Raw genomic sequence first — 14,163 nt, forward strand, 5'->3', positions numbered from 1 at the left:
GTTGAACACCTCATCACGTTCAGTGCCCGGTGCACAACTCGTTCAGCCGTTTGTGTTTGCGTTTCGCCAAAGAGCCTTTTGCAGATGCAGAAGGCAGCTGCACGTGCACGAGATTTACCGGGCTATACAGGTCTTCAAGTGGTCGTTCACGATGCCGGTGGCCTGCATCAACGCGTACGCCGTGGTCGGTCCGACGAAGACGAATCCCTTCTTCTTCAGGGCCTTCGACATCGCCACGGACTCGGGTGTGGTGGCCGGTACGTCGGCGAACGTCCTGGGTGCCTTGTGCTTGGCCGGCCTGAACGACCAGAGCAGCTCGGTGAACTCGCCGTCGTCCAGCTCCAGCAGTGCGCGGGCGTTGTTGATCGTCGCGTTGATCTTGAGCCGGTTGCGGACGATGCCGGGATCGGCCATCAGCCGGTCGAAGTCGGCCTGGTCGTACTTCGCGATCGCCTCCGGGTCGAAGTGGGCGAACGCAGTACGGAAGTTCTCGCGTTTGCGGAGGATCGTGATCCACGACAGCCCGGACTGGAACCCTTCGAGCGTCATCCGCTCGAACAGGCCGACATCGGTGCGGATCTCCTTGCCCCACTCGGTGTCGTGATACTCGATGTACTCCGGTGCGGAGGTCGCCCAACCGCAGCGCGGCTGCCTGTCCGGGCCGATCACGGTCATGCGCCGACCTCGCGGGTCAGGCGGTGGAGGGAGACCCGCATCATCAGCTCGAAGGCTGGTCGGGCCACGGTCCAGCCGAGTCGGCCGAGCGGCGGGTCGACGTCCTCTTCCCAGGTGAAGACGCTGCCGGAGGAGACCGGCGCGATCGTGAACGTGCCGGTGCCCCGGACGATCTTGCCGAGATGCTTCACCGTGCACTCGCGCGGCGGATCCCAGTGTGTGATGACCATGTCGTCAGTGAACCCGATGCCACCGACAGAAGTCCGCGCGGCGACCCCACCGCCGACACCGATGCCGTCGTTCTCAGTTCCCCAGACGCGGGTCAGCAACATCCAGCGCGACTGCCGGTCCCAGTCCATCACGACGTCCCAGGCGGCCTCCGGCGACAGCCGCAGCACGACCGACGCCTCCGCGTGACAACTCCCCGTCCCGTTCATCAGCTCGGCCGCTGATAAGCGCCTTCCCCTTCTTGATCCGCCGGCGGCCAGAACTGCCACCCCTCCCCCTCCCCGTGCTGCCCACCCTGCTGCGTGCCGGACTGCTGCGTGCCGGACTGCTGCGTGCCGGACTGCGGATGGGCGGACTGCTGCGGGCCGGGCTGCGGATGGGCGGACTGCTGCTGCGAGGACTGCCGCTGTGAGGACTGCCACGAGTCGGGCTGCTCCTGCGGAGCGGGCGCCTGCTGCTGGGCCTGTTGCTGGGCAGCGGGCTGCTGAGCTGGGGCCTGCTGCTCCCGGACGACGTACTGCTCCTGTTGCGTCCAGTGCTGTGCGGGAGCGGCCGGCTCGTGCTCCACGTCAGCCGACTCCGGCGGCGGCATCTGCGTCCAGTGCTGCGCCGGACCGGCCTGCTCGGCCGGCACCGGCTGCGCGTCAGCTGACTGCGGGGCGGCTGGCTGCAGGTCGGCTGACTGCTGGGGCGACTGCTGCGGCGGCGACTGCGGCGGCGACTGCTGCTGGGCTGACTCCTGCGCGCCGGCTGGCGGCGTCTGCTCCTGCGGTGACTGCTGGGCGGCGGCTTGCGGCGGCTGCTGCTCCTCCGGCTGCTGGGGGAACTGAGGTGTAGCGGGCGTCCGGCGTGGAGTGACCGGTTGGGACTGAGCTTCCAGGACGGCTCGGGCCTCGGCCTGGAGCCGTTCGTACTCGTCGGCGGCCGCTTCATGCCTCGTCCGCGGCAGCTCGGACGTCTCCGGCTCGTCATCGTCCGCCACCGCAGACTCAGTCGGCGGCTCGGCAGGAGCCACCGGGACAGCGACCTGCGGCACCTCCGCGGTCGAGTCCTTCGGTTCCTCCTTCGACGGCTCACCGGCCGGAAAGTCCCCGCCGACCATGATCGGCTGATGCGGCCCGGTGTCCTCGAACTCGGACGCGTCGTACCGCGACTTGGACGTGAACCCGGCGCCCTCCGGCGCATCCACGATCGGCGCCACCGCTCGCTCGAGATCCGCGATCCGGCGGTCCCGCTCAGCGACCTCTTTCGCGACCCGTTCGAGCAGCGTGTCGACCTCGTCCATCCGGTAGCCGCGCACCCCGACCGCGAACCGCGCCGACTCGATATCCGTCGACGTCAGCACCTGCCGTGCGGGCACGGTCATGTCGGGCCGGTCGTCGTACGCCGTGCTCATGGCACCCCAACGACCCGAGGCCACTACCGCGACAGCCCCGATCAACACCACGACGATCAGCCCGAAGAACCACATCACGGGTCCGATCGTGCCATGCCGTCCGAGTCAACCGAACCATCACCCGGGATTTCAGCTCCCGTCGGACCCCAGCCGGCGCGCCTTCGCGGAGGTGCTGTCGACGTCCTCCGCAGCCACCTCGGCGGCTTCCTGGGCCGCGGCGTCGGCGAGCTCGCCCGCCTTCATGATGTAGCTGATCGCCTCGTCGACGTCGTCGGTGACCGTGAACATGTCCAGATCGGCGGCCGAGATCTTGCCGTCCGCGAGCATCGTGCTCCGCAGCCAGTCGACCAGGCCGCCCCAGTACGCCGTACCGAACAGCACGACCGGGAACGACGTGACCTTGCGCGTCTGCGCCAGCGTGAGCGCCTCGAACAGCTCGTCCAGCGTGCCGAACCCGCCCGGCATCACCACGAACCCCTGGGCGTACTTCACGAACATCGTCTTGCGGGTGAAGAAGTACCGGAAGTTCATCCCGATATCGACCCACTCGTTCAGCCCGTTCTCGAAGGGCAGCTCGATGCCGAGCCCGACCGACACGCCGCCGGCCTCGGACGCACCCTTGTTCGCGGCCTCCATCACGCCCGGTCCGCCGCCGGTGATGACGGCGTACCCGGCCGCGACGAGCTTCCGCCCGCACTCCTCGGCCGCGGCGTACATCGGATCGTCAGGCTTCGTCCGCGCCGAGCCGAACACGCTGATAGCGGACCCGAGCTCGGCCAGCATGCCGAAACCCTCGATGAACTCCGACTGGATCCGCAGCACCCGCCACGGGTCGGTGTGCACCCAGTCCGACGGTCCGCGGCTGTCCAGCAGCCGCTGCTCGGAGGTGGAGTGCTGCACCTGCTTGCGCCGCATCACGATCGGCCCGCGCTGCTGCTGGCCGACGGGACGGTCGGGGTGGATCGATGGTTCTGACATACGTCCAGATTATGGCCTGACCGGTAACGCCGACGGCTCAGGCGCGGCCCGTCAACCAACTCCTCAACCGCTGTTCACACAGCTCGATCTCGGCCTCGGGCACGAATTCGTCCTGCTTGTGCGCGTACAGCGGGTCACCAGGACCGTAGTTCACCGCCGGTACGCCGAGCAGCGTGAACCGCGCCACGTCCGTCCACCCGAACTTCGGCTGCGGCTCTCCCCCGACCACCTGCAGGAACGCCGCCGCGGCCGGCCGCTCCAGCCCCGGCAGCCCGCCCGGGGCCGAGTCCCTCACGACGACGTCGTACCCCTGGAACACCTCACGCAGGTGCGCCTCGGCCTCAGCCTCGGACCGGTTGGGCGCGAAGCGGTAGTTGATCGTCACCGTGCACAGATCCGGTACGACGTTCCCGGCGACGCCACCCGTGATCGCGACCGCGTTCAGCCCCTCGCGGTACTCAAGCCCGTCGATCGGCACCCGTCGCGGTTCGTACGCCGTCAGCCGGGCCAGCACCTCGCCCGCGGCGTGGATCGCGTTCGACCCCATCCACGACCGGGCCGAGTGCGCGCGCTCGCCACGGGTGGTGACCTCGATCCGCATCGTGCCCTGGCAGCCGGCCTCGACGACGGCGTTCGACGGCTCCATCACGACCGCGAACACGCCCTCGAGCAGCTCCGGGTTCGACCGGGTCAGCTTGAACAGGCCGTTGCGCTCGGCCTCGATCTCTTCGCAGTCGTAGAAGACGTAGGTGACGTCCCGGTTCGGCTCGTCCAGCGTCGCCGCGAGCCGGAGCGCGACCGCGACACCGCCCTTCATGTCGCAGGCGCCGAGCCCGTGGATCAGGCCGTCGGCGCGGCGGGCCGGGAGGTTGTCGTTGAGCGGGACGGTGTCGAGGTGCCCGGCGATCACGACCCGCTCGTCCCGGCCGAGATCCGTCCGCGCGACCACGGTGTTCCCGTGCCGGAACACCTTCAGATGCCCGTACGCCGAGAGCGCCTTCTCGACCTTGTCCGCAAGCTTCTCCTCGGTCCCACTGACCGACGAGACGTTCACCAGGGCCTCGGTCAGGTCCGGACCGGATGCGGTGAGATCGAGCTTGGTCATTCGGACTCCTTTGGCGGCAGGAACACGCAGAACTCGTTGCCCTCGGGGTCGGCGCAGACGTGCCAGCCGATCTCGTCGTCCTTGGGCCGCAGCAGTGTCGCACCCGCGTCGAGCACCGGCTGCAGCGCGGGCGCGGTGACGTCCCAGTGCACGCGGTTCTTCGCGGTCTTGGGCTCGGGCACCGGCACGAAGACCCAGTACCGGAACGGCAGGCCGGGCACGTTCTCGAGCCAGAAGTACGGCGTACCGGGCCGACTCATGAAGTCGCCGCCGACCACGTCCGCCCACCACCGCGCCTGCTTCTCCGGCTCGGCCGAGTCGACGATCAACTCCATCAGCCGGTACGCCGGAACCGTCTCGCGGACGAATCCGCAGAACTCGCCGCCCTCGGGATCCGTCATCACCGTCCACGGCTGTTCCTCGGACTCCGGCGTCAGGACCTTCGCGCCCTCCCGCTCCAGGTGCTCGATCGAGCCGGTGATCACGTCGAGGTGGACCCGGTTCTTGACCGTCTTCGTCTCCGGGACCTTGCACATCCAGATCGTCTTCTCCGGGGCGTCACCGACCAGCACGTTCGGGTTGTCGGCGGGCGCGGTCAGGCCGATCACCCGCCCCCAGAACGCGGCCATCTCACTCGGCGACGACACGTCGACACACAAGTCCTTGAAACGCGCGATGGTCATGCCCGACAGGCTATCCGGAGTGCCGCTTCCGGTAGTGACGGTTCACCCGCTCCCGGTTACCGCAGGACGCCGAACACCACAGCTGCCGCGGATCCTCCTGCAGGAAGTACTTGACGCACCGAGCCGCCGGACACGCCCGCAACCGCCCCCGATCCGGCCCGGTCAAGAACTCGATCGCCGATCGCCCGACGGCACCCACCAACAACCCCTCCGCATCCGCCGTCACGCCGGCCCACTCCACTCGCGGCTCCTCGGCCTCCTCCCACACCAACCTCCGCTCCCCCAGCCGACCGGCAGCCCGATTGACCATCCGGAGCGCCGCGTCCACATCCATCAAGCGATCAGCATCAGCCTTACTGGGCGCTCCAGGCGCAACCGCCCTCGCAAACAACGCCCGCACCGCCCGCCGAATCCCCACAAGCTCGTCGCGCACGCGCCCGTCCCACTCGCCGTCACCCCCGACACGAAGGACGGAGGAGTGGGCCGCCGCCGCCGTCACTCGGCCGGAAGGGTCGGCCGCCGCGGCGGGCGACAGCGGCGCGGGGTGCCGGGCTTGGTTGGCCAGGGGTTGGCCGAGGATCTCGATGAGTTGCTTCTGGTGTTGTTCCAACCACGTGGCCGCCTCCGCAGGTGTCGCGAGGAGGTCCGCGATGCCGCCGTGACCGTCGTGCTTGATGGTCGCGGCGAGGGCGAAGGCCAGCGTGCTCATCCGGCGATTCTAATGGGATATTCCGTTGCTGCCATGTGAATACATCGCCTAGGGTCTCGAAGCGTGACCGACCTCCGCACCCGGCTGCGCGCCGTACCGACGCTGACCGGCACCCCACCCGCCTGGGATCCCGCACTTGCTCCCGAGACGCCGCACGAGCTGTTCGTCGACTGGCTGCTGACCGCGATCGACGCGCAGGCGCCCGAGCCGTGCGCGATGACCCTGTCCACGGTCCGCGCCGACGGCCGGCCGAACGGACGCGTCCTGATCCTCAAGAACGTGACCGATGACGGCTGGCAGTTCGCGTCGACGTCGACCAGCCGCAAGGGCGACGAGCTGGCAACCTCGCCGTACGCCGCTCTCACGTTCTACTGGATCCCGCTGGGACGGCAGGTCCGCATCCTCGGCACGGTCGCGGCCGCGGAGGCGGGTGAGTCGGCGGACGACTTCCTGCGCAGGCCGGAGGCAGCGCGCGCGGAGGCGCTGGTCGGGCGGCAGAGCGCCGTACTCGCGGATCCCGCCGATATCGACGTGGCGGTGAAGGAGCAGGCTGAGCGGATCGCCGCCGACCCCGGCCTGGTTGCGCCGAACTGGACGCTGTACACGTTGCGTGCGGAAGAGGTCGAGTTCTGGCAGGCCGACCCGGATCGCCGGCACACCCGCCTGCGGTACCGGCTGGAAGACCACTGGACAAAGGAGCTGTTGTGGCCCTGAACGAAGTACGCGCCACCGCCGAGCAACTGCTCGCGCTCGTCGCGGACCTGGACGACGCGACCGCACGCGGCGATTCGAACCTCCCCGGATGGTCCCGCGGTCACGTCATCACGCACATCGCGAACTTCTCCGAGGCGATGACCCGTCAGGTCGACGAGGCTCTCGCCGGCCGGCTCATCGAGGTGTACGACGGCGGCCGCCCGGCCCGCGAAGCAGCCATCGAGGCCGGCGCCGACCGCTCCGCCGCCGACCTCCGCACCCACCTCACCCAGGCCGTCACGACGCTGCTCGCCTCCTGGGACAAGGTCAGCCCCACCGACTGGCCCCTCCCGATCCTCCACCGCAACAGCAACCTCTCGGCCGGCCTCCAAGCCACCTGGCGAGAACTCACCATCCACACCTCGGACCTCAACCTGGGCGTCACTCCCGCCACCTGGTCCGAGGACTTCTGCCTCCACCTCCTGGACTTCCTCCGCCCCCGCACCCCCGACAACACCCACCTCATCCTCGAGTCCAAAACCACCACCTGGGAGAACGGCACCGGCGAAGAGGTCAAGCTGACCGGCGCCCTGACAGACCTAACCGCCTGGTACGCCGGCCGCCCCACCCCCGGCCCGATCACCGGCCCCGGTCCGGATCTCCTCCCCTGGCCGTGAATCAGCTGACGGTGAAGTCGTCGACCTGGATCCAGGTGTCGAGGTTGGGGCCGTTGAAGCCGGCGTAGACGGTTAGTTCGTGGGTGTTGGCTGGGACCTTCACCGTGACCTCGTGGTGGACGTAGCCGGTGCCGGCGCCGAACGTCGTACTGGCCAGGTCTGTGGTGCCGGCGCGGACGCCGAAGCGGCCCTGGTCGGGGGGGAGGTTGGCGGATGCGTTGATCCAGGCGCCGAAGGTGTAGGTCGCGCCGGGTGTGACCGGGACCGTTTGGTACAGGTCGCTGAAACCCGTGCAGGTGCAGCGGATCCAGCCGTTGTTGGCGCCTGAGTGTGCGAAGCCGAGGCCGCGGTCGACGCCGTTGGCCGCCGTACCCTCGAACAGCCACGCGGGCTTGCCGCCGCCGGTGCCTTCGAAGCCGCCGTCCGCGAGTTGCGATACGTATCGGACCGCCAGCTCGGACACCGTCGTGTACGAACGCGTCCCGCCCGGCAGCCCGATCACCCGCACGCCATCGGTCTCCTGCACCGGGAACGTGATCGTGTACGTCGTGTTCGCCCCGGCCGACGCGTCGCCCGGGTACGCCGGGGACACCGTCTGCGACCCGACCTCGACCCACTCGCCGTCCCGCTTCACCTGCACCCGCGGCCGGCCGGTGAAGTACCCACCCTCCGCCGACACCGCGCCCGACGTGAACTCGACGTTGTTGACCTTGTGCCGCGACGGCCACTCGTACCCCCACCACGACGCGCCCTTCACCTCGTCGTCGAAGTCGGACTCGCTGCCGGTCTTCGCGCCGTCGTTCATCAGCGCGAGGCTTCCGGACTGTGTCGACTTGGAGATGGCTACTGCACCCATCGTCGGTACAGCGAGATTGTCAGCTCCTGGCAGGTTGTCGGCGGGCGCGGTCGTCGACGGCGTGAGGACGAGTTTGCGCAGGTTGAAGTTGTAGACCGACGTACCGATTCCACCGCCGCCGCACGGGCACACGTTCGCCTGGATGTACATGGTGTTGCCGTCCGGCTGGACGAACTTCGACGGGATCGTCACGCCGTACCCGCCGTACTTCGACGTCGACCACGGGTAGCCGCCGAAGTCCTTGCTCATGAAGTGTTTCCACGGTCCCCACGGCGTCGGCGCCTCGTAGAACTCGAACGTGTACTCCGTCCAGGACGTGTAGACGTACCTCTTCTGCTTGGCGAGGTAGGTGACTCCGCCCTGGCTGATCACGCTCAGGTTCGACGCATTCGTCCCGTACGTCTGCGCGTAGAGCCGCCTCGTGTCGGTCAGCACCGGCTTGCGGTCGGCGATCTTCGCCGACCAGCCGGCGCCGGTGTAGAACTTCCAGGCGCCGCGGTCCTGCACCTTGTTCTTCGGCACCCGCGCCAGGAACACGCTCTGCGGATCCGCCACTTGTCGTCGAACGAGTCCCGCCAGTTGCCGTCGAGGCCATAGGCATAGACGTAACCGTCGGGTGCGAGCGCACCACCCTTACCGAAGTCCGCGAACCAGATCGTCGTGAAGACATGGTCGGAGAACATCGGCTTCTGCTTGTCCCAGGTCCACGTCTTCCCGTGGTCCGTCGACTTCAGGATCGTCGCAGCCGGCACGTCGTTGAAGTCGAGCGCGAGGTCCTGGACCGCGAGGTACAGCGTGTCCCCGACACAGACCATCCCGGTCGGCTTCCGGTTGTACCCGGCGCCGCTCCACACCGACCCGACCTGGTCGCCCTTCGAGATCGTTGCCCCGGACAAGTTTCCCGGCGTGCCGTTGATCTCGCTGACCGCGATATCGGCGAAGTCCCCGTCGGTACTGAATCCCTCGCCGTCACCGTTGGCGGCGTACAGCTTGTCGTTGCCGGCCCAGCAGGACGGCCACAGGTCGCCGTCGCTGTTGCTGGGCATGCCCTTCGACTCCACCTGCGCCGTGCCGACCGTCGTCGACGCAACAGGGACCGGTTTGGAGTCCTGACTCAAGAGCGACGCGGTGCCGAAGACCAGTGGCAGCACAGCGAGCAGAGCCCCACGCTTCATGAGGTGCCTTTCACTTGAGGCCGGTCGTCTTCATCGCATCGACCAGGCGGCGCTGGCCCGCGACGAACACCACGACCGTGGGAATGGCCGCGATCACCGCGGCCGCGAGAATGAGGTTCCAGGCCGAGGCGTACTGCCCCTGCATGCCGGAGACGCCGAGCTGGATCACCCGCAGGTCCGGGTTCCGGGTGATGGTGAGCGGCCAGAGGAACGCGTTCCAGTTGGCCAGGAAGAACAGCACCGACAGCGACGCGAGTACCGGCCGGCTGAGCGGCAGGATGACACTCCAGTACCGCCGCCAGTAGCCGCAGCCGTCGAGGTCGGCCGCTTCCTCGAGCTCACGCGGGATGTTCAGGTAGTACTGCCGGAGCAGGAAGATGCCGAACGCATGGAAGATGCTCGGCACGATCAGCCCGGCGTAACTGTCGAGCAGACCTAGTTGCTTTGCCACTAGAAACAATGGAACTAGTATCACCGGCAACGACACGAGCAGCGTCGACATGATCCCGGAGAAGATGATCCCCCGCCCCGGGAACCGCAGCCGGGCCAGTGCGTACGCCGCCATGCTGTGGAAGAACAGTGCGACCACGGTGACCGTGACCGAGACGATCGCGGAGTTCAGCATGAACCGCGGCATCGGGATCTTCAGCAGCACGTACTGCAGGTTGTCCAGCGTCCACGTCGACGGCCAGCCGAAGTTGAACACGTCCTCGGCCGGCTTCAACGCACTGATCAGGATCCACAACAACGGGGCGACCGCGATGATCGCCAACACATGGGCCAGGATCGGGAAGAATCTAATCCTCATCGAAGCGACCTCCTCGGGTGACGCCGAACATCAGGCCGGTGCAGACGACAAGGATCGCCACGACCACGGTGGTCAGCGCCGCGGCGTACCCCATGTTGTTGAAGGTGAAGGCCTGCTCGTAGATGTAGAGCACGACCGTGCTGGTCGCGCGGGCCGGGCCGCCCTTGGTCAGTACGAAGACCAGGTCGAACGCCTGCAGACCGGTGACTGCGCCGATCGTCGAGTTCACCACGACGAAGAAGCTGGTCGGCCGGAGCAGCGGCCAGATCACGTACCGGAATCGTTGCCAGGAGCCCGCACCGTCGATCTGCGCGGCGTCCTCGAGCTCCTTCGGCACGTCCTTCAGCCCGGCCAGGAACACCAGCATCTGGTATCCCATCAGGAACCAGACGCTGATCACCACATAGGTGCCCAGCGCAAGGGACGGCGTACCGAGGAAGGACACGTCGCCGAGGCCGAGCGGCGCGAGGAGCTTGGAGAGCGCGCCGCGCTTGTCGACCAGCAGGAACTGCCAGATCAGGCCGACCACGACCAGGCTGACGACGTTCGGCAGGAAGAACGCCGAGCGGACCCAGCCGATGCCCCTGAAGTGGTTGCGGACCAGCATTGCCAGCGCGAAGCTCACCACGAACGCGATCGGCACGAACGTGACCACATAGATCGCGGTGACCTTCAGCGAGGCCCAGAGCTGATCGTCCCCGGCCATCAGCTTGTAGTTGGCCAGGCCAACGTACTGATAGTTGCCGAAGCCATCGACCTTGAAGAACGCGACGCCGAAGGCGAGCACCATCGGGATCGCGACGAAGATCAGCAGACCGATCGTGTCCGGCGCGAGGAAGGCGTACGCCGCCAACGCCTCGCGCCGTTTCCGCGTCATACCCGTCTTGGGTTTCCCCGAAGCTTTCACCAGCGGCTTGGAGGGAGGGGCTGTTGTCGTCACCATCAGCTGATCGGCGCGCCCTGGTAGGTCTTCAGGAACGTGTCGATCTTCTCCGCCGCGTCGGCCGCCGCCTTGGCCGGATCGGCCGCATTCAGCTGGCAGGCCTGGATCGCGTCGGCGATCGGCTGGTACACCTCCGGTGGGAACCGCGGCTCGGGCTTGCCGGTCGGCGCGATCTCGCTGACGAACTTCTTCAACGCACCATCGGCGAACGCACCCTTGGCGTCCGCGGCCTGCTGCACCGACTTGCGCGGCGGCAGGTTGGTCTTGACCACGGTGTTCCACTGCCGCTGCCGCTCGACACCGGCGGCGTCGGTCGAGCCGAGCGCCCAGGCGATGAACTTGGCCGCGGCCTCCGGGTTCTTGCCCTTCGAGTTCGCGACGAATGCCCACCCGCCGAGGTCGGTGGCCGCCGAGCCGCCGTCCGGAGTCGGCAGCGGAATGATCCCGTACTTGAAGGTCTTCGCCTTGGTCCGCATATCCGCGACGGCCCAGATCCCGCTCTGCTGCATCGCGGCCGCGCCGGAGCCGAGGTTCGAGACCACGTCGCCGCCGCCGTCGCCGAGAGCCTTGCGCGGGGCAACCTTGTTCTTGATCGTGTCGCCCCAGAACTTCAGTGCCTGTACGGCGGCCGGCGAGTCGAACGCGGACTTGCCGTCCTTGATCGCGTTGCCGTCGCCCTGCCACATGAACGGGTACCAGGTGAAGTTCTGGTAGTAGCCCGGCAGCGTCTCGAACATCACGCCGTACCGCTTGCTGTTGGTCAGCTTCTGCGCGACCGCGATGGTCTGGTCCCAGGTCTTCGGCAGATCGGCCTCGGACAGGCCGGCCGACTCGAACGCGGCTTCGCTGTAGTACATCGCGAGCGGCTCGATCTCCATCGGCAGGCCGTAGACCTTGCCGTCAACGCTGCGTGCCTCGAGCAGGCCGGGCAGGTAGTCCCTCTTGGACTCGTCCGGCAACGCGGACCCGAGATCCTGCAGTACGCCGCCGTTGTAGTAGCGAAGGAAGTCGCCGGGGCTGATCAGGAAGATGTCCGGGCCTTGCCCCGACTGGAACGCGGTCTGCAGCGTGGTCCCGTTCAGGTAGTCCTTGCCGGGGATGTAGCGCAGCTTGACCTTGACGTCGTTGTTCTTGTTCCACTCGGCGACGGTGTCGACGAACCACTTGCTCTGCGGTCCTTGGTCGTCCGACGGACCGTAGAAGTTCCAGAACGATATCTCCTTGGCGTTGCCGCCGGAGTCGTTACTGCCGCAGGCGGACAGCAGCGGTACGCCGGCAGCCGTCGCGGCGAACGCGCCCAGACCGCCGCGCAGGACGGACCGGCGACTGAGCTGCCTGGCAGGGAAGGGTGTTGCGGCCATCAGGTGCTCCAGGGTGGTGTGTTTCGGGCGGGGGCTAGGGCGACTGGTTGGGGCGGCCCAGGGGCAATCGATTTCTCGCAATCTACGATCGGCGGTGTGAGCGGTCAAGAGCCGACGGGGTGACGATGTGGTCAACCTCCGTCGATTCCTGCGTGTGGGCAAGGGTTTCGACCTCGGTGCAGCCGTTGACACCAGCCAAGCTCGCTGCCTAATCTACGGAAATCGATTTCTGAGATGAGAGGCGCTGGGATGCCAGTTGTGCCGAACCGTGCGTCCGCCCACCGCACGGCCGACGAGCTGTCCAGGGACCTGGTCGCCCGGGGATTACAGGCGGCGCGCGACGCCATCGAGACCGAGGCCGCCGCTGTGTCGGCACTCGCGGACCGCCTGGACGGAGTCTTCCTGGAGGTGCTGCTCGCGGTCGCCCAGTGCGAAGGTCACCTGGTAGTGACCGGTCTGGGGAAGTCCGGTCTGGTCGGTCGGAAGATTGCCGCGACGCTGGCGAGCACAGGTACGCCGGCCACATTCATCCACTCCGGCGATGCGTTGCACGGCGACTCCGGTGCCGTGACTCGGCGCGATCTCGTGCTCGCGTTGTCCGCGTCCGGCGAGACGGCCGAGGTGTGCGCGTTCGCCCGGATGCTGCGGGAGCGGGAGATCCCGGTGATCGCGATGACAGGGCAGGAACAGTCCACGCTGGCACGGCTGGCGACGTACACGCTCGACACGATGGTGCTGCGCGAGGCGGATCCGTTGAACCTGGCACCAACGGCCTCGACGACGGCCTCGTTGGCGATGGGCGATGCGTTGGCGTGCGCGCTCGTCGTACTGCGGTCGTTCAGTCATCACGACTTCGCGCAGTTCCATCCGTCTGGTGCCTTGGGCAAGCGTCTGGCCGAGGAACAGGCATGAACGATGTCTGTGTGCTGGGGTCTTTCATGAAGGACCTGGTCGCGTCGGCGGAGCGGCGGCCGTTGCCGGGTGAGACGTTGCACGGGACCGGGTTCGCGGAGTTCCTCGGCGGCAAGGGGGTGAACCAGGCGATCGCGGCGGCGCGGATGGGTGCGCGTACGGCGATCGTCGGCACGATCGGCGAGGATCGGTACGGCGAGGAGTTCCTCGAGCTGTTGTCGTCGAACGGCGTCGACACCTCGTGGGTCGTGCGGCATCCGTCGCTGGGCACCGGCGTCGGCCTGCCGCTGGTGCTGCCGGACGGCGGGAACTCGATCATCATCGTGTCCCGCGCGAACGCGGCGATCACCGCTGCGGATGTCGAGGCCGCTTCCGATGTGCTCGTCTCCAGCAAGGTGCTCAGCGTCCAGCTCGAGCTCCCGGTCGAGGCGAGTCACGCCGCCCTCCGGCTCGCCTCGACCGCGGGCGTCACCACGATCCTGACCCCCGCGCCGGTCGGCCCGGTCGATCAATCGCTGGCGGCGTACGTCGACATCCTGGTGCCGAACGAGGTGGAGGCGGCGGCCCTCACGGGGCTGGACTGCGACGACTCGGGCGTGCCGATGGTCGCGCGCAAACTCGCCGAGGACTGGGACCTGCGTGCGTGTGTGGTCACGCTGGGTTCGCGGGGTGCTTTCGTTCTGGACCGGTCCGCCGGCTTCGAGGAACGTGTCGATCCTTTCGAGGTCGCGACCGTCGACACGGTCGGCGCGGGCGACGCGTTCTGCGGTTCGCTGGCCGCTTCCCTGGCGGACGGGGCCGGGCTGGTGGACGCCGTACGCCTGGCGAACGCCGCCGGTGCGCTCTCGACGACCGTCAACGGCGCGGCCGATTCTGCCCCCGCTCGCGCGGCCGCCCTTGCCCTGCTGGACTCCATCGCGTCATGAGATCCTTTGCTCGGGATCGGGGTTAGAGTGCGATCCAG

15 protein-coding genes are annotated in these 14,163 nt (G+C 67.8%); 4 read left to right on the forward strand and 11 right to left on the reverse strand.

Going from position 1 to position 14,163, the window contains the following annotated elements; translation table 11 throughout:
* Nucleotides 1-114: 114 nt before the first annotated feature.
* The 7 genes from FDA38_RS34170 to FDA38_RS34200 are packed head-to-tail and all read right to left on the reverse strand — an operon-like array spanning nt 115 to nt 5,774.
* Nucleotides 115-675: a DNA-3-methyladenine glycosylase I gene (locus FDA38_RS34170; protein ID WP_137258301.1), complete on the reverse strand. Its 561-nt coding sequence runs from the start codon at nt 673-675 to the stop codon at nt 115-117.
* Nucleotides 672-1,112: an SRPBCC family protein gene (locus FDA38_RS34175; protein WP_137258302.1), complete on the reverse strand. Its 441-nt coding sequence runs from the start codon at nt 1,110-1,112 to the stop codon at nt 672-674. The genes FDA38_RS34170 and FDA38_RS34175 overlap by 4 nt, the downstream gene beginning before the upstream one ends.
* Nucleotides 1,112-2,374: a DivIVA domain-containing protein gene (locus tag FDA38_RS34180; RefSeq protein WP_267901777.1), complete on the reverse strand. Its 1,263-nt coding sequence runs from the start codon at nt 2,372-2,374 to the stop codon at nt 1,112-1,114. Before FDA38_RS34180 ends, FDA38_RS34175 begins: the two co-directional genes overlap by 1 nt.
* A 54-nt stretch (nt 2,375-2,428) precedes the next feature.
* Entirely contained in the window at nt 2,429-3,277 is an 849-nt protein-coding gene (locus FDA38_RS34185) for an LOG family protein (RefSeq protein WP_137258304.1), read from the reverse strand.
* 37 nt (nt 3,278-3,314) lie between these two features.
* Entirely contained in the window at nt 3,315-4,382 is a 1,068-nt protein-coding gene (gene dapE, locus FDA38_RS34190) for a succinyl-diaminopimelate desuccinylase (RefSeq protein WP_137258305.1), read from the reverse strand.
* Complete coding sequence (locus FDA38_RS34195; protein ID WP_137258306.1) at nt 4,379-5,065, reverse strand: VOC family protein; 687 nt, start codon at nt 5,063-5,065, stop codon at nt 4,379-4,381. The genes dapE and FDA38_RS34195 overlap by 4 nt, the downstream gene beginning before the upstream one ends.
* 10 nt (nt 5,066-5,075) lie before the next feature.
* The gene (locus FDA38_RS34200) at nt 5,076-5,774 is read right to left on the reverse strand and encodes a CGNR zinc finger domain-containing protein (RefSeq protein WP_137258307.1); all 699 of its coding nucleotides are present in this window, start codon (nt 5,772-5,774) and stop codon (nt 5,076-5,078) included.
* 63 nt (nt 5,775-5,837) lie between these two features.
* On the opposite strand from FDA38_RS34200, the gene FDA38_RS34205 reads away from it, so the two are divergent.
* Both FDA38_RS34205 and FDA38_RS34210 read left to right on the forward strand, forming a co-directional pair.
* A complete protein-coding gene (locus tag FDA38_RS34205) occupies nt 5,838-6,488 on the forward strand; it encodes a pyridoxine/pyridoxamine 5'-phosphate oxidase (protein WP_137258308.1) in 651 nt (216 codons plus the stop codon).
* Entirely contained in the window at nt 6,479-7,144 is a 666-nt protein-coding gene (locus FDA38_RS34210; protein ID WP_202877971.1) for a maleylpyruvate isomerase family mycothiol-dependent enzyme, read from the forward strand. Before FDA38_RS34205 ends, FDA38_RS34210 begins: the two co-directional genes overlap by 10 nt.
* Nucleotide 7,145: 1 nt before the next feature.
* On the opposite strand, the gene FDA38_RS34215 is transcribed toward FDA38_RS34210, so the two are convergent.
* The 4 genes from FDA38_RS34215 to FDA38_RS34235 form a co-directional block, all read right to left on the reverse strand.
* Nucleotides 7,146-8,555 (reverse strand): hypothetical protein, encoded by a 1,410-nt coding sequence (locus FDA38_RS34215; protein ID WP_170989967.1) that lies wholly within the window; start codon nt 8,553-8,555, stop codon nt 7,146-7,148.
* A gap of 630 nt (nt 8,556-9,185) precedes the next feature.
* Nucleotides 9,186-9,983, reverse strand: coding sequence for a carbohydrate ABC transporter permease (locus FDA38_RS34225; RefSeq protein WP_137258312.1), 798 nt, complete (start codon nt 9,981-9,983; stop codon nt 9,186-9,188).
* Nucleotides 9,973-10,860: a carbohydrate ABC transporter permease gene (locus FDA38_RS34230; RefSeq protein ID WP_137258313.1), complete on the reverse strand. Its 888-nt coding sequence runs from the start codon at nt 10,858-10,860 to the stop codon at nt 9,973-9,975. Before FDA38_RS34230 ends, FDA38_RS34225 begins: the two co-directional genes overlap by 11 nt.
* A 65-nt stretch (nt 10,861-10,925) precedes the next feature.
* Nucleotides 10,926-12,287 carry an ABC transporter substrate-binding protein gene (locus tag FDA38_RS34235; RefSeq protein WP_137258314.1) on the reverse strand — a complete coding sequence of 454 codons (1,362 nt, stop codon included), beginning with the start codon at nt 12,285-12,287 and terminating at the stop codon, nt 10,926-10,928.
* A gap of 249 nt (nt 12,288-12,536) precedes the next feature.
* Here FDA38_RS34235 and FDA38_RS34240 point away from each other — a divergent pair, with 249 nt between their 5' ends.
* On the forward strand, nt 12,537-13,199 hold the full coding sequence (locus FDA38_RS34240; protein WP_233715097.1) for a KpsF/GutQ family sugar-phosphate isomerase: 663 nt from the start codon (nt 12,537-12,539) through the stop codon (nt 13,197-13,199).
* Complete coding sequence (locus FDA38_RS34245) at nt 13,196-14,125, forward strand: ribokinase (RefSeq protein ID WP_137258315.1); 930 nt, start codon at nt 13,196-13,198, stop codon at nt 14,123-14,125. The genes FDA38_RS34240 and FDA38_RS34245 overlap by 4 nt, the downstream gene beginning before the upstream one ends.
* The last annotated feature ends 38 nt before the right edge of the window (nt 14,126-14,163 follow it).

The organism is Kribbella jiaozuonensis (genome assembly GCF_005233875.1).
GTDB classification, from domain to species: Bacteria; Actinomycetota; Actinomycetes; order Propionibacteriales; family Kribbellaceae; genus Kribbella; species Kribbella jiaozuonensis.